Annotated in this window: 21 protein-coding genes and 1 pseudogene; 11 read left to right on the forward strand and 11 right to left on the reverse strand. The window is 53.5% G+C overall.

Translation table 11 applies throughout. The features are described 5' to 3' along the window. Window position 1 precedes the first annotated feature (1 nt). The 5 genes from IQ254_RS09535 to IQ254_RS09555 form a co-directional block, all read right to left on the reverse strand. Window positions 2-550, reverse strand: a complete 549-nt coding sequence (locus IQ254_RS09535; RefSeq protein WP_193965944.1) for a hypothetical protein — start codon at window positions 548-550, stop codon at window positions 2-4. Continuing rightward, window positions 550-1,812: a hypothetical protein gene (locus IQ254_RS09540; protein WP_193965945.1), complete on the reverse strand. Its 1,263-nt coding sequence runs from the start codon at window positions 1,810-1,812 to the stop codon at window positions 550-552. Before IQ254_RS09540 ends, IQ254_RS09535 begins: the two co-directional genes overlap by 1 nt. Further along, window positions 1,809-2,042 carry a hypothetical protein gene (locus IQ254_RS09545; protein ID WP_193965946.1) on the reverse strand — a complete coding sequence of 78 codons (234 nt, stop codon included), beginning with the start codon at window positions 2,040-2,042 and terminating at the stop codon, window positions 1,809-1,811. Before IQ254_RS09545 ends, IQ254_RS09540 begins: the two co-directional genes overlap by 4 nt. Next, a complete protein-coding gene (locus IQ254_RS09550; RefSeq protein WP_193965947.1) occupies window positions 2,026-2,688 on the reverse strand; it encodes a hypothetical protein in 663 nt (220 codons plus the stop codon). The genes IQ254_RS09545 and IQ254_RS09550 overlap by 17 nt, the downstream gene beginning before the upstream one ends. A 63-nt stretch (window positions 2,689-2,751) precedes the next feature. Continuing rightward, window positions 2,752-3,333: a hypothetical protein gene (locus tag IQ254_RS09555; protein WP_193965948.1), complete on the reverse strand. Its 582-nt coding sequence runs from the start codon at window positions 3,331-3,333 to the stop codon at window positions 2,752-2,754. Window positions 3,334-3,522: 189 nt separating this feature from the next. Between IQ254_RS09555 and IQ254_RS09560 the strand changes: the two genes are divergently transcribed. The 4 genes from IQ254_RS09560 (at window position 3,523) to IQ254_RS09575 (ending at window position 6,844) form a co-directional block, all read left to right on the forward strand. Then, window positions 3,523-3,723: a hypothetical protein gene (locus IQ254_RS09560; RefSeq protein ID WP_228040435.1), complete on the forward strand. Its 201-nt coding sequence runs from the start codon at window positions 3,523-3,525 to the stop codon at window positions 3,721-3,723. Beyond that, the gene (locus IQ254_RS09565) at window positions 3,720-4,274 is read left to right on the forward strand and encodes a hypothetical protein (RefSeq protein WP_193965949.1); all 555 of its coding nucleotides are present in this window, start codon (window positions 3,720-3,722) and stop codon (window positions 4,272-4,274) included. The genes IQ254_RS09560 and IQ254_RS09565 overlap by 4 nt, the downstream gene beginning before the upstream one ends. Next, the gene (locus IQ254_RS09570) at window positions 4,271-4,849 is read left to right on the forward strand and encodes a hypothetical protein (RefSeq protein WP_193965950.1); all 579 of its coding nucleotides are present in this window, start codon (window positions 4,271-4,273) and stop codon (window positions 4,847-4,849) included. Before IQ254_RS09565 ends, IQ254_RS09570 begins: the two co-directional genes overlap by 4 nt. 348 nt (window positions 4,850-5,197) lie before the next feature. Beyond that, window positions 5,198-6,844: a hypothetical protein gene (locus tag IQ254_RS09575; protein WP_193965951.1), complete on the forward strand. Its 1,647-nt coding sequence runs from the start codon at window positions 5,198-5,200 to the stop codon at window positions 6,842-6,844. Window positions 6,845-6,959: 115 nt separating this feature from the next. Here the strand turns inward: IQ254_RS09575 and IQ254_RS09580 are convergent, their stop codons facing one another. The 3 genes from IQ254_RS09580 to IQ254_RS09590 all read right to left on the reverse strand — a co-directional run bounded on the left by IQ254_RS09580 (window position 6,960) and on the right by IQ254_RS09590 (window position 9,678). Continuing rightward, window positions 6,960-8,030: a YhcG family protein gene (locus tag IQ254_RS09580; protein ID WP_193965952.1), complete on the reverse strand. Its 1,071-nt coding sequence runs from the start codon at window positions 8,028-8,030 to the stop codon at window positions 6,960-6,962. Between the two features lie 737 nt (window positions 8,031-8,767). After that, window positions 8,768-9,082, reverse strand: a complete 315-nt coding sequence (locus IQ254_RS09585; protein WP_084173699.1) for a plasmid partition protein ParG — start codon at window positions 9,080-9,082, stop codon at window positions 8,768-8,770. Continuing rightward, the gene (locus IQ254_RS09590) at window positions 9,079-9,678 is read right to left on the reverse strand and encodes a ParA family protein (RefSeq protein ID WP_193965953.1); all 600 of its coding nucleotides are present in this window, start codon (window positions 9,676-9,678) and stop codon (window positions 9,079-9,081) included. Before IQ254_RS09590 ends, IQ254_RS09585 begins: the two co-directional genes overlap by 4 nt. Window positions 9,679-10,010: 332 nt before the next feature. On the opposite strand from IQ254_RS09590, the gene IQ254_RS09595 reads away from it, so the two are divergent. The 3 genes from IQ254_RS09595 (at window position 10,011) to IQ254_RS09605 (ending at window position 11,793) form a co-directional block, all read left to right on the forward strand. After that, a complete protein-coding gene (locus tag IQ254_RS09595; RefSeq protein ID WP_193965954.1) occupies window positions 10,011-10,568 on the forward strand; it encodes a site-specific integrase in 558 nt (185 codons plus the stop codon). A gap of 77 nt (window positions 10,569-10,645) precedes the next feature. After that, on the forward strand, window positions 10,646-10,876 hold the full coding sequence (locus IQ254_RS33530; RefSeq protein ID WP_369011298.1) for a tyrosine-type recombinase/integrase: 231 nt from the start codon (window positions 10,646-10,648) through the stop codon (window positions 10,874-10,876). A gap of 80 nt (window positions 10,877-10,956) precedes the next feature. Next, on the forward strand, window positions 10,957-11,793 hold the full coding sequence (locus IQ254_RS09605; protein WP_193965955.1) for a hypothetical protein: 837 nt from the start codon (window positions 10,957-10,959) through the stop codon (window positions 11,791-11,793). Window positions 11,794-12,162: 369 nt separating this feature from the next. Here the strand turns inward: IQ254_RS09605 and IQ254_RS09610 are convergent, their stop codons facing one another. From IQ254_RS09610 to IQ254_RS09620, 3 genes are all read right to left on the reverse strand, one after another. Next, the gene (locus IQ254_RS09610) at window positions 12,163-12,333 is read right to left on the reverse strand and encodes a hypothetical protein (protein WP_193965956.1); all 171 of its coding nucleotides are present in this window, start codon (window positions 12,331-12,333) and stop codon (window positions 12,163-12,165) included. Between the two features lie 349 nt (window positions 12,334-12,682). Next, window positions 12,683-14,932, reverse strand: coding sequence for an NB-ARC domain-containing protein (locus IQ254_RS09615; RefSeq protein ID WP_193965957.1), 2,250 nt, complete (start codon window positions 14,930-14,932; stop codon window positions 12,683-12,685). A gap of 99 nt (window positions 14,933-15,031) precedes the next feature. Beyond that, window positions 15,032-15,412, reverse strand: coding sequence for a hypothetical protein (locus IQ254_RS09620; protein WP_193965958.1), 381 nt, complete (start codon window positions 15,410-15,412; stop codon window positions 15,032-15,034). Between IQ254_RS09620 and IQ254_RS31395 the strand changes: the two genes are divergently transcribed. The 4 genes and pseudogenes from IQ254_RS31395 (at window position 15,402) to IQ254_RS31400 (ending at window position 18,985) form a co-directional block, all read left to right on the forward strand. Continuing rightward, window positions 15,402-15,632, forward strand: a complete 231-nt coding sequence (locus tag IQ254_RS31395) for a hypothetical protein (RefSeq protein ID WP_228040437.1) — start codon at window positions 15,402-15,404, stop codon at window positions 15,630-15,632. The genes IQ254_RS09620 and IQ254_RS31395 overlap by 11 nt on opposite strands. A 276-nt stretch (window positions 15,633-15,908) precedes the next feature. Continuing rightward, complete coding sequence (locus tag IQ254_RS09625; protein WP_193965959.1) at window positions 15,909-16,580, forward strand: N-6 DNA methylase; 672 nt, start codon at window positions 15,909-15,911, stop codon at window positions 16,578-16,580. Further along, window positions 16,577-17,254: pseudogene (locus tag IQ254_RS09630) on the forward strand (Eco57I restriction-modification methylase domain-containing protein); the annotation flags it as partial. The gene IQ254_RS09625 and the pseudogene IQ254_RS09630, both read left to right, overlap by 4 nt. Before the next feature lie 126 nt (window positions 17,255-17,380). Then, entirely contained in the window at window positions 17,381-18,985 is a 1,605-nt protein-coding gene (locus IQ254_RS31400) for a DUF6399 domain-containing protein (RefSeq protein ID WP_228040439.1), read from the forward strand. The last annotated feature ends 4 nt before the right edge of the window (window positions 18,986-18,989 follow it).

Here is an 18,989-nt window from a genome sequence, read left to right on the forward strand (position 1 = left end):
GCTACTCCCCGACCTTGACAGCGCGAGTGTAGGGACGAGTCTCAATCGGTTGACCGACCCGTTCTTCCCCGGTCAAGACCTTGTGAGCGCTGCCCGCAATGCTCTGCGTCGGCACCACCAACATCGCCCCAAAGTTAGTCCCCGCCACCACCGGATTCCAGATGTCGCCCCCGGCTTTGACCGCCGAACCTTGGAGGATATTGAGCCCAGCCGAGAGCACGAATAGCCCGCCCCACACCGAGATAAAAGCCCCACCCATCGTCTGTAGCGGGTGGTTCCGCAAGCAGCTGAGGCCGCTGCGAATCACCGGGAAAATGCTCCAGGGATCGGTAGTGGGCGTGATGACAAAGATGGGCTTGCGCTTGCCGCTGGTGGCATCGAACCAGCCACCATCCTGCACGTTAGAGCGCATGGCATTGCGTGGCGCGAGCTGGACACCGCTGCCCCGACCTGGTGAGCTGAGCTGAGGCGTGATGTCGATGATTTGCCCGTCGATAATCTCAGGGCCATTGTTGCTATTGGCAAGTTGATTGTTCTTAGAGCTAGCCATTAGGAATTTTCCTCAATGATGGATTTGATGCGGTCAAATAAATCACAGCCCTCCTGGTACTTCTTGCCGGTGCAACCCAACACCTCTTTGATGACTTGGGAGCGGGGCATCCCCTGGGCCAACGCGTTGGTTACCGCGATGATCAGGGGCAGATCCGGGGCTAAAGAGGGGTCTGGAAACGTGGAAACTTTCGTTTCACCCAGAGGCGAAAGCCTTACCCCGTCTTCGTTTCCGTCCGTTGCACCTGCCGTTGCAGGGGCGTAACTCGGTTTCGGCACTTCATAGGCCACCATCGGCAGCCATTCCTTGATTTCTGAGTGGTAGAAGACCGCCTGCTTGGGCGAGAACGATCGCTCAAAAATCACCTCATCCTCAATCGGCGGAATGCTGGTGTCAGACTTGCGCAGGCTCTCCAGATGGCTCTGGCTGCTGGGGGTCTGAATCGTGAGCAGGTCAAACGTGGCTCTCATACCACCGCTGACTCCGATATCGCCCACCAGCGACGACTGAGTAATGGCCCATAGAGCGCGATCATCCGTCTCCCCTGACGACAGCTCCATGGTGAGCTGCGACTTAAGGAACCCGTCATACCAGGTCTTGAAGGCGGTCTTCATCATCGCCAGCTCGTCGATGATCAGCACCTTGGGCCGCTGGGGCAGCTGCCGCCAAGCGAAGATAAACCGCTGCATCTGCTCGCAGATGTCGTCGATATCCTCCTTGGACTCCAGAGAATCAGCCATGAACCCGAGCACGTTGTCAGCCTGCTTCCAGTAGCCATGCTCCTTGGGGTGATACTTGGGCTGAATCACCCACACCACCGCGCCCTGTTTCACCTGGGCCTGACGGTAGGCGTGGGCCACCGTTAGCCCCTTGCCGACCCGTGGGTTAGCCGAGATTAAGGTAGGCCGCATACGAGCCGCGAGAATGGCAGCAGGGTTGCCTACCCGGAAAGACTCGGTGGCCCCGGCGAAAGGCACCTGCCCGTTCCAGCCCTGCGGCTCTGGTGTGATCTGGGGGCCTGTAATGGCAACTTTGGGCTGCTCTCCCCCCAACGCCCAGGCCACCCCACAGCCGACGGCCACCGCTCCAAAGGCAATCGCCGCAGGCAGATAGGGATAGGTTTTCTCGTAGCGAATCTGAGCCCCATTGGCGAAGGCTTCCAGGTCAGCAGGGGTGAGGTTGCTGGCAGGCCGTTGCAGACCACAGAACAGCCCCAGGGCAGCCGCTCCAATGGAGCCATAGAGCAAGTAATGCTGCTTCATCGAACGCCCCTCCCGAATCGCAACGCTACGGCTCGAACGGCTGACAGCCCCAGCAGAAACAACCCCCAACCCAGTAGCAGCGCGACCAGAAACTCCGCTAGCCGCGTTAAGACCATAATCAGGACGATGCCGGTTAGAGGGGCGACAATGGCGGTCTGGAGTAGATGCCCAGGCGTCGAGCGCCACAGCAGGAACCAGATAAAGCGGGCGTAGTTAATCGCGTACTTCATGGGCCTGCACCTCTTCAGACAGGGAGTGTTGCCGGTCGTGGTACTGCACCAGGTTTTCAATCGCCACCACCGCCAAGTTGGTCGGCGGGTCTTGGGGCAGAGACGCCATCGAGCGGGCCACCTCCACGGCCTCAACTCGGAAGAGCGCCGCCTGGGCCTGTCGCCAATCGCGATCGCCCTTAGCCGTATCCAACATCACCTGGGCGTCACGCTGATAGCGGTTGAGGGGGCAAATGAGCTGCTGCTGGTAGCACGGGTCAGTAGGCTTCAGAACGTCCTGTTCCGCCTGCTGGCGGTAGCGATAGGCCTCATTGTTGAGCACCGACCGACCGACATCGGCCAACACCAAACGGCTGTCTTCGTAGTTGCCCGAGAGCCGGTCTTGGGCCGCAGCGAGCACGTTCTCGTAGTTAGGAGCGGGCAGTTCGCTCTGATAGGTGCCCTCGTCCCCGGTGCGGCCAGACTGAGCCAAGGCGAAGGCAATGCCGGAGAGGGCAGCCACCGCGATGCCACCGGCTGCCCAGTAACGGCGGTTTTGCCACCAGGGAACGGGAGTTAGGTAGATGTTTTGGATAGGCGATGCACCGCCAACGACCTCGCGACGGTATTCGAGGGGGACGGCAGGGGGAGTGAATTTAGCTTCCATAGCGTTATGACCAGAGTTACGGCGTTAACAGGATGAAAACGGCGGTTATCAGGGCTAAACCCCCTAACCAGCAGCAGCGGTATCGGGCTCGGTGGGCTTTCCCAAAGCTTTCAGCGTTCCAAGGGCATCGGCTAGGGATTTGGTTTCGTCTGTCTGGGCCGCATCAATCTGGCTAGTCTGCAAGAGGTAGAGGCGCTGCTCTAGGGCTAGTTCCTGGGCCTTAGCGGCGATCTTGCTTTGGGCTTGTTTGGTGGCTTGCAGGCGCTGCTCACGGGCGGCGATGTCATCGGCAAGCGCCCCTTGAATCAGATCGGCAGTCTGCAAAAACTGCTCGGCTACGGCTAAGGGGTCATCAATCACCAGCGCTTCAGAGTCCCGAAACTGGGCTAGGTCTACGGTCATGCCTTGGTAATTGGGCAAGTCGATGCTGGTGCAGTGGTTGCCAGCGTGGATTGTTAGCCCCCCAACAGTGGGTTCGGGAGGGGCCGCAGGGGGGCAGAATTGGGCGATCGCAGCCTCTACAGCAGCGGGGCTAAGTCCGTTGCTGGTGCTGTAGCCGTTGTCATTCAACCAGCGGCGCACGGAGGTTTTAGGCAGGTTGCCGTTCTCTTTGCAGAACGAATGAAGGCTTATGGATTCGGTCATAGCTAAAAGTCCTTTAGTCCGTTGCAGGTACGGGTTTGGCGCGGCATGGCACAGCAAACAGTGAGCCAACTAGGCCCCGCCCTGTACCTATGCCGTTTCGCGTCTTGGTGTATCCTAACAAAACTTGTTAGATTAATAACAGCTTTAGTTATAATTTGTTCGAAGTGTGATCTTTCCTGATAGGTGAGTATGATGTTTGCAGACCATAACCCTGATGAAATGGCCAAAGTCACCGTCACAGCGTTTATTGAAGAAGAGCTGAAGGACGACCTAAAGGCGCTGGCCGATAAGGAGCGTCGTTCCATGTCGCAAATGATCGCCGTGCTGATTGAGCGGGCTATAGAGGCAGCTAAGGAAGCAGGAGAAATCCCCTCGGAGACCACCAAATGACTCAGAGCAGCGATCGCCTAGACCGTGTAGAAGCCCTGCTGGCCACTGTGGCGGAGAGCCAAGCCCGCACCCAGATTATTGTTGAGCAGAACGCTGCTGGCCTGCGCGAAACCCGTGCGATCGCCGACAGCAACGCCCGTGCCATTGAAGCCTGGTCAACTCGCATCGAGGATGGCATAGCTGAGGCCGAGGAAGTCAGCAGCTCTATCGCGGCGAACACAAACACCCGTATGGAACAGGCGATCGCTGACACAGTGCAGATGATTGCAAACCTGGGGCAACAGCAGCAGGAAACCGATCAGCGGTTCAACAATCTGCTGGAAGAAGCCAGGGCCGATAGACAGAGGGCAGAGCAGCACAAGGCAGAAGCCGATCAGCGCTTTGAGACTTTTCTGGCTGAGGCCAGGGCCGACCGAGCAGAGATGCGGGCGGCTCGTGAGCAGTGGCAGTTAGAGGCCCAAGCCAATGCTACAGAGCACCGGGCATTCACCCAAAACATTCAGGTGCTTCTGGCCGAGATTGCCCGGCTGTGGCAGCGGGTGGCAGGATGACCACCGGAGACAAGGCCAAACGCACCACGGTGGCGATCGGCCTATTAAATGCAGAGGGGTACCAAATGCCCAACAGTGAGTATCGGATGAGCTTGTCGAGTGCGGCTGACGCAGTTGGGTTAGCCCCTAGAAACGCTTTCGATTTTTTGCGATCAAAGGCAGCTAAACGCTTACTGGGAGAGGGGTTTACGGATTCGATTGCTGAAATTGAGGTGGAACCCAACCCAGAGCAAGCCAGGGGCCAAACTCGGATTCAGGCCATCCCCTTGGCCGTGGTTAGCAAGTACTGGCTGTGGCAAGCCTACCGGGGGAATAAGCAAGCGTTTGCCTTGGTAGATGCCCTGCTAGAGGAATCCCTAGAACGCCGGTTTGATGCTGCCTTTGGGGTGGAGCGTAGCGAGAGCGATCGCGAGGCTGTGCTCACCCAGCGGCTCCAGAGAACCGAGGCCGATTTAGCCGTCTTGGGCGAAGTCTACGCAGAACCCGACGCCCTGCGTGAACAGGTTGCCCGTCTAGAACAGCAGCTCCGCGACGCTGGTCTAGAGCCCTGGCAACTACCGCCAACCGAGCGGTAACCACAGTCTTTTGTTGCACGTTAGGAGGCCGATACCACCCCCAAAAACCCAGTGAAATCAAATATCTAGAGTCTGCTTGCCCGACATAGACACCTGTACTATGATCCGGCAATGATTAACGCTCCGCTGGGCTGACCACCTGGCGATCGCGTGAATCAGTGTTAAGCGTCCTGACCAGACCCTTAATACGCAAAAAGAACCGGCAGCGAATGCCACCGGCTCTTTAAAAAGCGAAAACCCGAGAGGACCAGTTCCCGAGTCACGCGCTAATTGCTTGTGTGGCTATGGTAACACCGGATCTCTCTCGGGGCAATACTCATTGCTCTTTTTTAGGAGAGAGAGGCCCCCATGACCGCATCTATAGGATGGGCCGAGGAGTCGTGTAAGACTCCCCGTTCCGAACCCCTCCCCGCTGACCCCACGGGCCAGCGGCTGTGTGAAATCTTTGGCCATTACCCTTGGAGCTTCATTCGTGCCGATCTGCCGGATGACGCCACCACCAAAGCCGCTTGGACAACCGTTAACACCTATCCGTTGCGGCCTCGGGTGCTGTGGAACCACTGGCAAGACGCCAACCAGCTGATCGGCGTCCGCTTTACCCACGACACCCGCTACGCCCTGCTCGACCTTGATGCCGGTGGCGACTACTGCACCGCCGAAGGCGTCGCCCAGATCCGTGCCGCCCTAGAGACCATCGGCATCACCCGCACCCTGCTGATTCGCTCTAGCTGGAGCGGTGGCCTGCACCTGTACATCCCCTTTGCCGAACTGGTCAACACCTTTAACCTGGCCGTCACCCTCAAAGAATGCCTCCAGGCCCAGGGGTTCCGGCTCCAGGCGGGGCAGCTCGAAATCTTCCCCAACGTCAAAGCTTACGGCGTTCAGACCTTCATCGAATACATGGGCCACCGGCTGCCCCTCCAGCCGGGCAGCGGCTCCTGCCTGCTTGACGATGCCCTCAACCCCATCGGCAGTAGCCTGGCCCGCTTCTTCTGGCTCTGGGATGGTGCAGCTAGCCACCAAGACATGGACGCCCTGCGCCCTGCGATGAAAATAGGCCGCGACAACCACCGCAAACGCCCTAAACGGCGCAGCCACCCCGTCGAGAGCTGGCGACACGACCTCGACCTTGAGATCACCGAAGGTTGGACAGACTACGGTCAGACCAACCACCTGCTCAAAACCATCGCCTGCTATGGCCACGTCTTCGAGAGCATCCAGGGCCAGGCCCTGATCGACTACACCTTGCGCATCGCCCTCACCTGCCCCGGCTACGAGCAGTACTGCCGCCACCAGCACGACATCGAGCGCAAAGTCACCGCCTGGGTCAGAGCTGTCGAAGGCTACTACTGGCCCCTGGGCACCACCCCCAGCCGCGACACCAGCCAACCGAAGAACAACCTGGTGCCCTTCAACCAGCAGCAGGCCGAAGACGCCCAGCACCGCATCTGTACTGCCTATACCGAGCTAGAGCAGGCCGGAGAGCTGCCTGAGCAAATCACGGCGAGAGCCAAGGCGATCGCCCAGTTGGCCAAAGTCAGCCAGCAGACCCTCTACAAGCACCTCAGTCTCTGGCACCCTGCACATCAAGAGGGTGTAATAGCCCAGCTAGCAAGCTTTCTAGCCTCTGAAGAGGTGAATTCCGAAGCCATGCCAGAATCGCTAGAACCCTCAGAAATCAAGGAATTACACCCCTCGGAGAGATATATGAAGGGTGAGGCGCTTTGCGCCGGTGATTTGGGCTCGGATCAAATCTCTTTTTCTCCGGAAAGGGGGGTGCGGGGGGATGAGCCTGCTTTTCCACAGGATGCTGAGCCATCCACTTACAACCCAGCCCTGCATGAGCAGATTCAACAGCAGATCAGGAGCCTGGGGTGGTCTGCGCCGGTGATTGGGCAGTTCATTGCTGACCAATTTGGGGGCAAACGCTGGTCTGAGCTGACGGAGGATGAGCGTTTACTCCTGCTCTATCATCTGCGTGTAGTTGATAGATAAACAGGGTGATGCAAATTAGAGGGTCTAGGTACCTCAAACCCTTACCCATAAGTCTTTTCAGGGTGACCCGAATTAGTATGAAAGAAGGTGGTTACTCGTTGTTAGGCTATCGTGGTCACAGAGGAGAGTTGTCCTGCTCAGCCCCAATTTCCCTGATGGCTGCATCTAGCTCCATCTCCAACTGCTCAGCGGTGGGTAGACATCCCTGTAAGGCTGGCGGCAGTTCTTCACGCAGTTTGTAGGTAGCCACACCAATGGGGTTCTGCACTGCGTCCAAGGCAAATTCAACGGTGGTGCGCTTCTTGGACTTACACAAGATGATGCCAATGGTGGCTTCGTCCCTCTCGTCGCGTAGCAGGTGGTTGACAGCGCTGATGTAGAAATTCATCTTGCCTGCATACTCCGGCTTAAACTCCGTCACCTTGAGGTCTATGACCACGTAACGATGTAGCTTCAGGTGGTAGAACAGTAGGTCAATAAAGTACTCGTAGCCGTCTACCTCAAGCCGGTATTGGCTGCCTACAAAGGCAAAACCTACCCCTAGCTCTAGCAAAAAGTCACGGATGCGCTCTACCAGAGCCCGCTCCAGGTCACGCTCCTGCACCTCATCAGCAAGGGCTAAAAACTCGAAATTGTAGGGATTTTTTAGCAGGTCGCGGCTCAGGTCTGACTGTTCAGGTGGCAGGGTGCGCTCAAAGTTGGTAATAGCACCACCCTGGCGGGTAAACAGATTGGTGTCGATCTGTAGATCTAGGATGTTGCGGCTCCAGCCAAATTCAACGGTTTTGCGGGCATACCACAGACGCTGTTCTGGGCTGTTGAGTTTGTTGAGCAGCGACTGGTTATGCCCCCAAGGAATTTGTGCTATGACCTGTAGCACTATTTGCTCATCGGGGTAGGCCTCGGCCAAAGCCCTCATATATTGCAGGTTTCGAGGAGAGAATCCCTTCATCTCTGGAAACTCGCGGCGGAGGTCTTTGGAGATGCGGTCAATGACCTTGCTGCCCCAACCCTGCGATAGCTGGCGTTCCACAATCTCTTGGCCTATGTGCCAATAAAGCATGATCAGCTCCTGGTTGACAGCCAGGGCAGCCTTGAGTTGCGCTCTACGGATGCGTTGCTTTAGGCCATTAATCAGGGCAAAGTAATTTTCGTCTTCGGGAAAAAGGGCAGGGGGTTGGGGCATAGCGCAACAGTCATTTGGTGGATCAGCGGCCATAAAGAGACGTGACCAGCGCAGAAATTCTGAATCTTGTAACCACTGTTCTACAAGGGCTTCAAGAGATGTGGCCCATTTTCACACGAATCGGTGCAATACCCGAATTTGTGCACCAGCCTGGTGCACAAATCGTTCATCAGGCCAGGCTTCGGCGAAGGCCCAAATATACTTGAGATTGCGTGGTGAAAAGCCCTGTCTGTGGGTTGGAGTAGTAATGGAACAGAAACCTACGCTAAGCACTTCTAATTTCCGTACCAATTGAACCCCTCTGGCAGAAAGGGGCTGAAACCCTGATATACCGTTTTATTTTTCTGTACCAAATAGTGAGCGATCAAAAAATAAAACCATTCATCCAGATGCTTAAACATCTAGATGTTTAGACGTGATCGCAGCTTCGGCCACCATACACCTCCATGCCCTCGCCAAGTCAGGCCCTTTTCAATTGGGATGTAATTCTTGTGTTAGACAAACGGTAGTCCTCTTCTAGTCGCTGCCGCCCTTGCGCTTAGATGTCTAAATGCTTGAAAGTTCAAACATCTGAGCGTTTAAGCGTTCAGATGTTTGAAGGGTTTAGGGGTGAGTGTTCCGGTATCGCCACTCTCAGGCCACTCCAGAATCTAATTACGCCAAAGCAGTCAAGCAGCGAACAAAAGCCAAGCCGTTCATTCTGAATTGAATGTCCAAGCGTCTAAACATTTAGACATCTAAACGTCTGAATGCTCTTCGAGCCATGCCGCGATCGCAGACTCGGCAATGTCACTCATCTCCATTCCCTCGTCAAGGCTGGCCCGCTTTAGTCGACGGTGTAACTCTTGAGTTAGATAAACGGTGGTGCGCTTATAGTCGCTGCTGCTGCTCTTTGCCTTAGATGTCGAGATGTCGGGCTGTTTAGATGCTTGAGTGTCTGGATGCTCAGATGTTTGGACATCTGGCAATGGTTCAAAGGGGACGGGTGTTTCTATTTCGGGCTGCTGCTGGGCTGCTTTAAGCAGGTTGGCGAATCGGTTCTGATCACTCACGGTAATATCTCCTTCCCGATCGCGGTGTAGCAGCTCCAGGCGATACCCGCGTAGCTATCGCCTTTCACGTCCTTCACTAGGCATCCATCAAGTGCAGCCCTCTGAAAAGCGTTCAGCCTGCGAATGCCGCCAGTGAATAGAGGAAGCCCCGCGTCGTTCAAAGATGCCCTAGCTTCTGCTCCGGCTGCATTGGGCTTGGGGGGAATGATGGTGAGCAATACCCGATATTCTGCCTTAAGCCCTTGCAGTGGCTCTACCATCTGGAGCATAGCCCCCATACTCAGGGCATCGGGGCTGCATGGAATGATTAGTAGGTCGCACCCCTGGGCAAGGCTGGCTAGCTCATCAGACGATGGCCGAGCGGCTGTGTCTATAACAACATGCTCAAACTTGCCAGACATGAGCAGCTTGGGTGATCGCTGCTCATCAGCCACGGTAAAGGGGAGGCGATCGCTACCAGCCCACTGGAGAGCAGAGCGGTTGCTGTCGCCATCGACTACCAGCGTTGCCCCCAGACTTTGCAGGTATCCTCCCAGATGAATGGCGGTGGTGGTCTTGCCCACTCCACCCTTAAAGCTGACGACGGTTATGATCACTGCCTCAACTCCTAAATGATGTCGTGAGCATACCAGATGTTTAGGAGTCTGGATGCTTAAACGCTTGAAAGTTTAGATGCTTAAATGTTCAGACATCTAAACGGCTAAACGTCTTGCGTTAATGCATGTAAGACTGACACTGACTCAGTGTTCCCGTCTCATTGCTCTAGTCCTGAGACTGATCAACGCAAAACCAAGGATTTTCCGGTGTCTCAGGTGAGACGTGAAACCACCGCATGACCCAATACCCAGAAAGCCCCTAGACACGTTGATCTCTACTTGCTGTTTTAGCAAAAGAGCATGTAGGGTGAGAGGGCAATCAGAGGTAGGCCATGTTCACAGCGGCAGATTTTGAGCTGGGGGCAATTGAGTTGCCCGAGGCCCGCAAGGTAGATCGGCGCGGCCAGGCGCGAAACCTCACTCCCGAGAATTTGCGCACCATCTTTGCAGAGTTGCCTACCAATAAGTGGAGGGCGGTATTTGCGATCGCCTATTTCACCGGCTCCAGAATTTCCGAGGTGTTGAGCCTCGATGTGGCCGACGTGGCCAACGACCGGATCAGCTTCCGGCGCGAGAATACTAAGACTAAGAAGCCACGGGTGGCGATGGTGGTGGATGTGTTGAGGCCTTTTCTAACGGCTTACGATGCCCCCGGCGCTGGCTACCTATTCCCGGCCCACCACAACGGCCAGGGTGGCCACGTCAGCAGGCAGGCGGCGGATAAGGTGCTGCGCGATGCCTGTGAGTTTGCGGGGCTGGATGGGGTGAGCACCCACAGCTTCCGGCGTAGCTTTGCGACCAACCTGCACAAACAGGGCTACAGCCTAGCCAAGATTGCGCGGTTGCTGGGCCATAGCTCGGCCTCGATGACGGCGCGGTATGTGGAGTAGGGCTGGCGGCGCTGCTGGCGGCCTATGACAACGGTGGCGCTGAGTACCTATTCCCCGGTCGCCATGGCCATGGCAAGCTGGCGCGATCGTCAGCGGATTGGCTGCTCGACCAGGTGCTGGTCTATGCCGGGCTGGAGGGACTGGGAATTAACACCCACAGCTTTAGGCGCACCGCTCTAACCAATCTAAGTAATGCTAGGGTGTCCCTGCGGGTGATTCAGAAGATCAACGGTCACCGTGCCTGGCCAGCTTGTAGCGATATCTGGAGGTGTTGCCAGAGCAGAAGAAGGCGGCGATCTCGGCTCTAAACTATTAAGCAAGAATGCCACGCATAGCCGTATGCAGCTTGGTCATGTTTTCACAAACGATGATTTAGTAAAATTTAAATATGCCACGTTTGCAAATTTCCAAGTTTTCTGAAGAAGAAGCCTCAGCACTAATTTTAAGCCATCTCAGAAATGGCAAGAAGGGTGACCCAAATAATTCTGATTACGGTAATGACTTGTATATTCCAAATGTCGTACTCGCATGCCTTGACGAAGTGCAAGCAGAGTGGCGACGGCAAAATGTTGGTGTTGGAATGGTAAGGCTTGAGTTAGATACCCAAACAAACTCCGAATCATTCTATGATGCTGCTTGGAGCCTTTGCACACGAGGTATCTTACGACCAGGCATAACAATTACAGGCCGCCAATTTGAATATGCTGGCGTCATCGGCGCTGGATTCAATCTCACTCCTTATGGTCGGCAATGGCTTTCTGAAGTTAGTGGTTATGAGTGTATCCCTTCCGAGTTTGGGCGGTTCTCACAATTATTGGCCACTCATGCACAACGTTTCGGAGATGGCTATCAAGTTCGTAGTCAAGAAGCTGTTCGATGTTACCGTGCTCACACTTATCTCGCTTGCTGCGTTATGTGTGGTGCCGCATCGGAATCTATTCTCCTGTCATTAGCTATTGCTAAAACAGGTAACGAGGAACGTGTTATTACCGACTATAGAACTGGCAAAGGACGCAGCAGGATTGAAAATTTAATTTTGTCAAATCAGAACAGCCACGTTCAACAGGAACTCCCAAACTACACGAGCCTGTTGACTTACTGGCGTAATGATGCGGCGCATGGTGAAGAAACCAAAATCAGCGAGGAAGAAGCATTTACATCGCTGATTTTGCTTCTGCGTTTCGCCCAATTCTCTGATGACCGTTGGGATAAACTGACAATGTAATTATTATGTTTCCGCTCACGAGACGATACGACGCAGCGGTAGTGCATGTCGTGTAGGTCGACCTGTACCTTTCCGTTTCCAGTTCCCTGGCTTGCTTTCCCTCGCTAAGGGTGACGTTATTCGATTAGGTGCTCGGTGACGTGGCCCCCCGGCCCGGCAATGAATATCCGGGGCTTCTGGTGGCCGTGCTCGACCAGTAGCTCGGTGGTGCGGTCAGGGTTGGCTGCCTGGTACTGCCTTGCCTGAATCAGTCCCCAGGTCCGGCTGAATGCCTGTTGCTGGGCAGGCTTTCGAGCCCGCCAGTAGTTCCGGGCACCCGGATCCGGGTGCCCGGAACTACTGGCGGGCAAATAGGGCAGGGCCATCTATCTAGTGGAGAAAGCCCTCTGGGTTTTCGAGGTCATGATTGCAGCTTGTTAGAAAGGCAAAGCCGATGATTTTGCCCTTCATTGCATTGGTCTGCTGGTGGGTAACATCTCCATCCGTAATGATTTGATCCCAGCCATTGTCCCACTCGGTAGTCGTGCTGTTGTGAAGCAAAACAAGTCCCCTGTAGGTCTTAGACTCGCGAAGCTGCGATTTGGGGCAACTTACCGATCAACCCCTCAAGCAGCAGGGGATTCAGATAGTACACCACTTGGACTAGTCCTGAACTAATTTTCTTCAAAACTGAGTAGTACTCTGCCTATATTTGTCGGTTTCAGAGGCTGAAACTCCTATTTTTTTGTTGAAGGGTTGCCTGTGGTTCAGCTATCCAGACAATACAAATTGACTATAATGCCCCAAATCGCAGCTTCGCTACTTTAGGGCATTATAGAGGTTGAGCAACCATCATTGTCGCTGGAATCTGCCCCTCAAAGGTTGGGTGTTCTCGATCTAAACAATTAATTTAACGCCAATATGGGTAACCAGCGTTTTTAAACTTATCCTTTACCCATTTAAGCTGCGTCAAGTCCTCCCATAACCATTGGTAAGTCAACTCTGTAATGGGCTGATTGCCCAGCCAAAACTTGTCAAAAGGATGTTGTGAATAAAATTTGTGTTGCTGATTCATTTTGTGACCAGGACGCAAAATCTCTTGCTGTCTGAATACAGTTTGACGACGAGAGCTTTCTTGAGAAGATGGTTGATCACTTAGTTGGAATTCAATATAACTACTTTGTCCATTCGGTAACGGTTCCCAATAGTAGTCAACCTTAACTTTTGCCTCTAGGCCAGGATGTACTACTGTTCCAATCAATCGTACAGGTAGATAACTAGCCAGTCGAAAATCCGACAAAAACTTGGGGAACCATCGCTCGACGATCTGCTGATACCCCATCAAGGCGCTCCCAAATACATAACTAGTGTAGTTAAGAAGAATGTCAGGGGAAGTAGCAGAGCCTATCTTAAAAGCTCGAAAATCCTCAGGCAATTTCAAGTATGTTTCCCCTTGTTGTCTAGCATACTCAACCTCTAATTTAAGTTGGCTGATGCAGTGCTGCATCATCAAGGAATATCGCCTATATACTACTTCAGACAACTTATTTTCAATATCGTCAAGAGATATAGGTGAGAAAGTCACGTATGCAGGAAATCGTGGATAGTTTCCTTTTGTTAAACACCATGCAGCATGCCAAGCTGCCTCAAACGATAAATAACCAGCATCTACTGGCAAGCGTCGTTCATTGAGATATTCTGAAAGCCTGTCAAGGGAAGGTTGAATAGTTTGATGCCAAGGCCAAGACACTTGCTGATGAAACAGCGTACTTGAAAAAGTTTTCCACCCAGTCTCAAAAAGCTTACTCACGATCTCATGTGATTCATGACTGTCATGAAAAAGAATATCGCCGTCGAGAGGGCAATCAACAACTGAACTGGACATGGATTCTGAAAAGTTCTTCCCAATATTCGCATATGTGAAAGATTGTTTTAATTCCTCATCATATCTTTGATAGACACTAACTCCAATCGTAGGAAAGGTTCCATTCGCCCGATGTTCAAGTATAAGTTGTGATAAAGGTTCTATACCATTTTTCCAGCCTTGCTGAGCAATTAAGAGAAATTCTCCTATTTCTAACGCAGATGGATCTAAGAAATTGTTACTCCAATACCAATCAAGCAATTTTTCGTTTAGGATCTTTAAAGTTGTGGATGGATCTTGCTTCGTAATATCTGCAATTTTTATTGTTATTGCCTTTTGGAGACTGCCAGCTGATGAAGCCTCAGCTAGTCTTGATTGAAAAAACTCACGGACAAGTTCATGTAGTCTGTAAACTTTATTACTTTCTCTCTGAAGCAGATGAAATTCTAGTAGCTGCTCATCTCTTGAATTTTCTAGTTCCTCTGGATCAATTTGACAGAAGCACTTCACTACCAAATCCCAGGAAATAGGTACAACATCAAAAATACTGAGCAAGCATCCTATTTCCTGCGCAAGAGAGCTTAATTCGTTCCAGCTCAACTCAAAAGCAGCAGCAACTCCTAGCTCAGCAGTCATGTCCGATTCTATTTCAGGCTTCTTTAAAGCTCTTTGTTCTAAACGTTTTTCATTCAGACGAGCTAGCATCTCTGTCAAAGTAAGATCTAGTTTTCTGATTAGATAACGGCTGACGAGTTCTAATCCAAGTGGTAAATATCCAAGCCACTGACAAATTTGTTTGGCTACGTCTGCTTCCGCTTGTACTCGCTCCTTGCCTACTAGCAACTCTAAAAGCGAAAAAGCATCTTCGGGATGAAGTACTTTAAGCTCTAATCTTTCAGAGTCCTTGAGCAACCTGAGGCGAGTTGTTAGGAGTATGTGAAAACCAGTTCCTGCTGGTGGTAAATAGGGCTTGATACGCGCGTAGCTAGTGACATCATTGAAGATAACTAAAGTATTGCCTTTAGGCCAATTTTGCCAACACCACTGAACTTGTTCTAGATGTCCTTCTTTCTTCTCTGGAAGTTCTAGACACAGATTAGATTCCGCAAAGGTAATTATTTGATTTGAAATATTTTGTTCTCTAGCTTCTATCCAGCAGATACCTCCTAAATAGTTCTGTTGATTAGATAGCGCATATTGAAGGGATAGTTCTGTTTTGCCTACACCACCCATACCCGAGACTGCCGAAATCTCAGCCCGGTCATGTTGCTCAAAGCGGTCATGCAACCATTGCAACTCTGGTGCACGTCCAACGAATTTGTTTGGCTCAAGTCCGCTACGAGGGAGGTTGTGTGGGGCGCTTAACTTTGTCGGTGCCCCTCCCGACGACTCTAGTCATAACTCGAACTTCTCGATTTTTACGGTATTGTATCCTCCCTGGATCACAAACCCAATCTTCTCGGCCAACTTGCCCTGATTAATCACGCTGCCAAACTGATGCTGCATCGCTTGAGCTGTGGCATTCAACGCCTCTTGCACCTCTGGCTCCGCTTCCGAAACTCGCTGAACTTCTTCAATGATTTCAGCATCAATGACATAAGGAGCATTGGCTCCAGATTCTAGTCGTTTCACTGTGTCGGGAGATTTCTTCCTCAAGATTTCTAGCAGGTTTTTGGTAGAGGCAATTACACCTTCTCCAAGGTTCTCGCCTATCTTCTCCGTTGCTTTGGTCGCAATTAGCGTCAGGGCAATCGTTGCCACAGTAATGGGATCCATTAGCCTTTCTCAGCAGAGTTTTAACGGTATTAATGCTTCAATTCTGGCAGGACTTTCCCGATTTGACCATTTTCATAGCTTGACAATGCGACGAAGCCTTCAAGGTAAAAAAGACTTTAGAGAAGAACAAGGGCAGGGAATTTTTACGGAGCCAGCTAAGGATGTGGCTTGGTTGCTCTATGCGGCTATGACCAGGGCAATCCAGGCGATCTGTGTTTAGCTGCGATCGCCTGGATGGGGTGTTGGGGAAGGTGGGGTGAGTAATCAAATGCTCGGCCTAGGATGCCTTCACCTGTCGCCCCCGTGCGATCGCACCATTGACCGCAGTGGGCTTGGGGTAAAGGAAGGTTGAAGATAACTGGTGCGATCGCGGGCAGAGTTGAAGGGCTGGGTACACTGAGCTTCTCTACCTAATCCCCCTCCAGGAATGTCAGGCAGGAAATTTCCCTCCATTAAGGCGTTACCCTGCAATGACTACAAGGAAGCATTGCCTGAAATGGATCGCCCCACGAACTATGTCAAGTCCAAACAACGGGTCGCTGACCATGGGGAGGTGTTTACCCCGGCGTGGATGGTGGAGGCGATGCTCGACCTGGTAAAGCACGAGACAGAGCGCATTGACTCTCGCTTTCTGGAACCTGCCTGTGGAAGCGGCAACTTTTTGGTGCAGATCATACGGCGCAAGCTGGCGGCGGTGGAGCTTAAGTACAGCAAGTCTGACTTCGAGCGGCGGCACTATGCCTTGCTCGGGCTGATGTGCATCTACGGGATTGAGCTGCTAGCGGACAACATTGTCGAGTGCCGTGCCAATGTGCTGGAGATCTTCTCCGAGTACCTGAATCTGGATGAGGCAGACGATTTCTATCGTGCTGCGTCTTACGTGCTGTCGCAGAACCTCTTACACGGCGATGCCTTGACGATGCGTACCCACACCGACCAGCCGATCACCTTTGCTGAGTGGGGCTACTTGGGCAAGGGCAAATTTCAGCGGCGCGACTTCCGCTTCGATACCCTCACCCTTTCATCGACTTTTAGCGCGGAAGACTCGCTCTTTGCCCACCTGGGCAAGCACGAGATTTTCACACCGACGAAAACCTACCCGCCCATGACGGTGAGCGAGCTAGCTGCTGCCGATCTCGGTGACGTGCTGAAGGATGTCGTCCTATGAGTGATCAGGTTGGTTTTGCCCTGCGCGGTCGTAACCCAGATGTGCTGACATGCATTGCTAACCTCTCAAACGATGAGGTGTTTACGCCACCGGAATTTGCTAACCGGATGCTGGATACGGTGGCGGAGGCGTGGGCAGAGAATAACGGCGGAGCTAACTTGTGGGCAGATAAAACGGTAGCCTTCTTAGACCCGTTCACAAAGTCAGGGGTTTTCCTGCGCGAGATCACTAGCCGCCTTACCAAAGGCCTTGAAGCTGAGATTCCTAGCCTTGAGGAACGTGTAGATCACATCCTAACGAAGCAGGTGTTTGGCATCGGCATCACGCATCTTACCAGCCTGCTGGCGCGGCGAAGTGTGTACTGCAGTAAGCATGCTAACGGGGAACATTCCATCGCCAAAAGCTTGGCTAGCGATGAGGGAAATATCTGGTTCCAGCGAACCGAGCACACCTGGAATAGAGGGAAGTGTGTGTATTGCCGGGCTAGCCAGGAGACCCTCGATAGGAGCGAAGGACTTGAGACCTATGCCTATGCATTTATTCACACTGACGATATAAATGCTCGGGTGGCCGATATATTTGGAGACGACATGCAATTTGATGTGATTATTGGCAATCCGCCGTATCAATTAGCAAGTAATGGCGGAACTCGTGATGTCCCGATCGGGTATCAACGTAAAGCGGGATAAAGAGATACTCGGTTTGGGGTATCAATAAGCACCCTATCAAAATGATATAAAAGGCTCTGCGGCAACGCCCAGAGCCGGGTATCGTTACCGGAACGAATTCAACCCGGAACGATGACCTCTAATATACGAGAACGGCGACACCAGGTCGCCAAATTTTTGAGAACGCAGGGTCGAGCGGCGCTGAGTGTGATAGCCGAGGCGACGGGAATGAGCCGTAGCAGTGTCCATCGCCATCAGCAGTCGATAGCGCACGCTGAGCAATACCCTGAGTCGCGTGGGTGGGAAACCGTAGTGGGGTACCAGTGGCTGGTGCGCTTGGTGATAGCGGTGGTGTATCACTTTGGGATTAAGCAAGGGGTGGGAGCCGAGAGCCTATCGGCGTTTTTCAAGGCGATTCATGTGGACACTCACGTGGGTAGTTCGCCCACGGCGCTACGGCAACTTAAGCATCGGGTGGAGGCCGCTATTGTGGACTACGGCCGTGCTCAAGCCGAGCACGGCCACCCCACTCCGGGTCAGGGAGTTTGGCTGGGGGCCGATGAAACCTTCTTTGGCCTGCCCACCCTGGTGTTGATGGAGTTAGCTAGCGGCTTTATTTTCACTGAGGTTGAAACCCAAGACCGCACCTACGAAACCTGGACATCGCAGCTCCCGTCCGAGTGGGAACCAGCCGGGTGGACCTGTCACAGCCTGGTCAGCGATGAGGCGCGGGCGCTGATTAAATTGGCCACCACAGGCTTAGGCACCGTCAGTGTAGCGGACTTATTCCATGTTCTGCGCAACCTGGGACGACCGCTGGGGCGGAGCCTGGGGCAACAGTTAGCGCAGGTGGAGACGCAAGCCAGGCAACTGCTGCACCGCCTGAGTCAAGCGTCTACCGACGCACCTGACCCCTGCCTGCAGACTCAATATGACGCCGTTATCCAACAGCAGCAGCAGGTCATCGACGACCAACAGCGCTACCGTCAGACGCGACAAGCCATCAGTCTAAGCGTCCATCCCTTCGACCTGGAGACCGGCCAATGGCAACTGGCCACCGACCTCAGGGCTCGACTCAGCGCCCTGCTGCCCACCCTCAATGCCCTGGCCACAGACTACGGTGGAGCATCCGCCTTGTCTGCCGTGGCGACCTTTGAACGTCAGATCCCGGCCTTAGCCCAAGGCGTTCACGCCTGGTGGCGTTGGGCCACCCAAGCCCTATCGGTAGAAACCCAAGATCCTGAGGTGCAAACCTGGGTGCTGACGGTTCTATTGCCCTGGCTGTATTGGTCGCAACAAGCCGATAAAACCCGCACCCCTCACCTCAAGCATCGCTACCAACAGGCGGCTAGTGATGCCTTCAATTCCCTGATGAGAGCCGAGATGACGCTGATGCTCCAGGAGGCTGATGTCCTACGGTGGATACAGTGGGGCCGACGGATGTGTGCCAACTATCAGCGCACCTCCTCGGCGGTGGAGGGCCGCAATGGCTATCTCGCCCAGCGACATCACGCCTCCCGAGGCTTTTCGCCCCAGGCCCTCTCAGTGCTCACGATCCTCCACAATTTTGACCTCAAGCGCCCGGATGGCTCCACCGCCGCCCAGCGACTCTTTGGTCATCCCTTTCCTGACCTCTTTGAGGCTGTCTTGAGTACCTTTACGGAGCTGCCTAGGCCTAGGCAGTCTACTTCGTCACAACAGCTCAATCCCTGGTACCGTCAAGCTGTTCCGGCTTAAGTTG

It is taken from the genome of Nodosilinea sp. LEGE 07088 (genome assembly GCF_015207395.1).
In the GTDB taxonomy this organism is placed as follows: domain Bacteria; phylum Cyanobacteriota; class Cyanobacteriia; order Phormidesmidales; family Phormidesmidaceae; genus Nodosilinea.

What these genes read in the sequence shown, in the direction of transcription:
- IQ254_RS09535 (WP_193965944.1), bottom strand. Translation starts at nt 550, where the DNA reads ATGGCTAGCTCTAAGAACAATCAACTTGCCAATAGCAACAATGGCCCT.
- IQ254_RS09540 (WP_193965945.1), bottom strand. Translation starts at nt 1,812, where the DNA reads ATGAAGCAGCATTACTTGCTCTATGGCTCCATTGGAGCGGCTGCCCTG.
- IQ254_RS09545 (WP_193965946.1), bottom strand. Translation starts at nt 2,042, where the DNA reads ATGAAGTACGCGATTAACTACGCCCGCTTTATCTGGTTCCTGCTGTGG.
- IQ254_RS09550 (WP_193965947.1), bottom strand. Translation starts at nt 2,688, where the DNA reads ATGGAAGCTAAATTCACTCCCCCTGCCGTCCCCCTCGAATACCGTCGC.
- IQ254_RS09555 (WP_193965948.1), bottom strand. Translation starts at nt 3,333, where the DNA reads ATGACCGAATCCATAAGCCTTCATTCGTTCTGCAAAGAGAACGGCAAC.
- IQ254_RS09560 (WP_228040435.1), top strand. Translation starts at nt 3,523, where the DNA reads ATGATGTTTGCAGACCATAACCCTGATGAAATGGCCAAAGTCACCGTC.
- IQ254_RS09565 (WP_193965949.1), top strand. Translation starts at nt 3,720, where the DNA reads ATGACTCAGAGCAGCGATCGCCTAGACCGTGTAGAAGCCCTGCTGGCC.
- IQ254_RS09570 (WP_193965950.1), top strand. Translation starts at nt 4,271, where the DNA reads ATGACCACCGGAGACAAGGCCAAACGCACCACGGTGGCGATCGGCCTA.
- IQ254_RS09575 (WP_193965951.1), top strand. Translation starts at nt 5,198, where the DNA reads ATGACCGCATCTATAGGATGGGCCGAGGAGTCGTGTAAGACTCCCCGT.
- IQ254_RS09580 (WP_193965952.1), bottom strand. Translation starts at nt 8,030, where the DNA reads ATGCCCCAACCCCCTGCCCTTTTTCCCGAAGACGAAAATTACTTTGCC.
- IQ254_RS09595 (WP_193965954.1), top strand. Translation starts at nt 10,011, where the DNA reads ATGTTCACAGCGGCAGATTTTGAGCTGGGGGCAATTGAGTTGCCCGAG.
- IQ254_RS09605 (WP_193965955.1), top strand. Translation starts at nt 10,957, where the DNA reads ATGCCACGTTTGCAAATTTCCAAGTTTTCTGAAGAAGAAGCCTCAGCA.
- IQ254_RS31395 (WP_228040437.1), top strand. Translation starts at nt 15,402, where the DNA reads ATGGGATCCATTAGCCTTTCTCAGCAGAGTTTTAACGGTATTAATGCT.
- IQ254_RS09620 (WP_193965958.1), bottom strand. Translation starts at nt 15,412, where the DNA reads ATGGATCCCATTACTGTGGCAACGATTGCCCTGACGCTAATTGCGACC.
- IQ254_RS09625 (WP_193965959.1), top strand. Translation starts at nt 15,909, where the DNA reads ATGGATCGCCCCACGAACTATGTCAAGTCCAAACAACGGGTCGCTGAC.
- IQ254_RS31400 (WP_228040439.1), top strand. Translation starts at nt 17,381, where the DNA reads ATGACCTCTAATATACGAGAACGGCGACACCAGGTCGCCAAATTTTTG.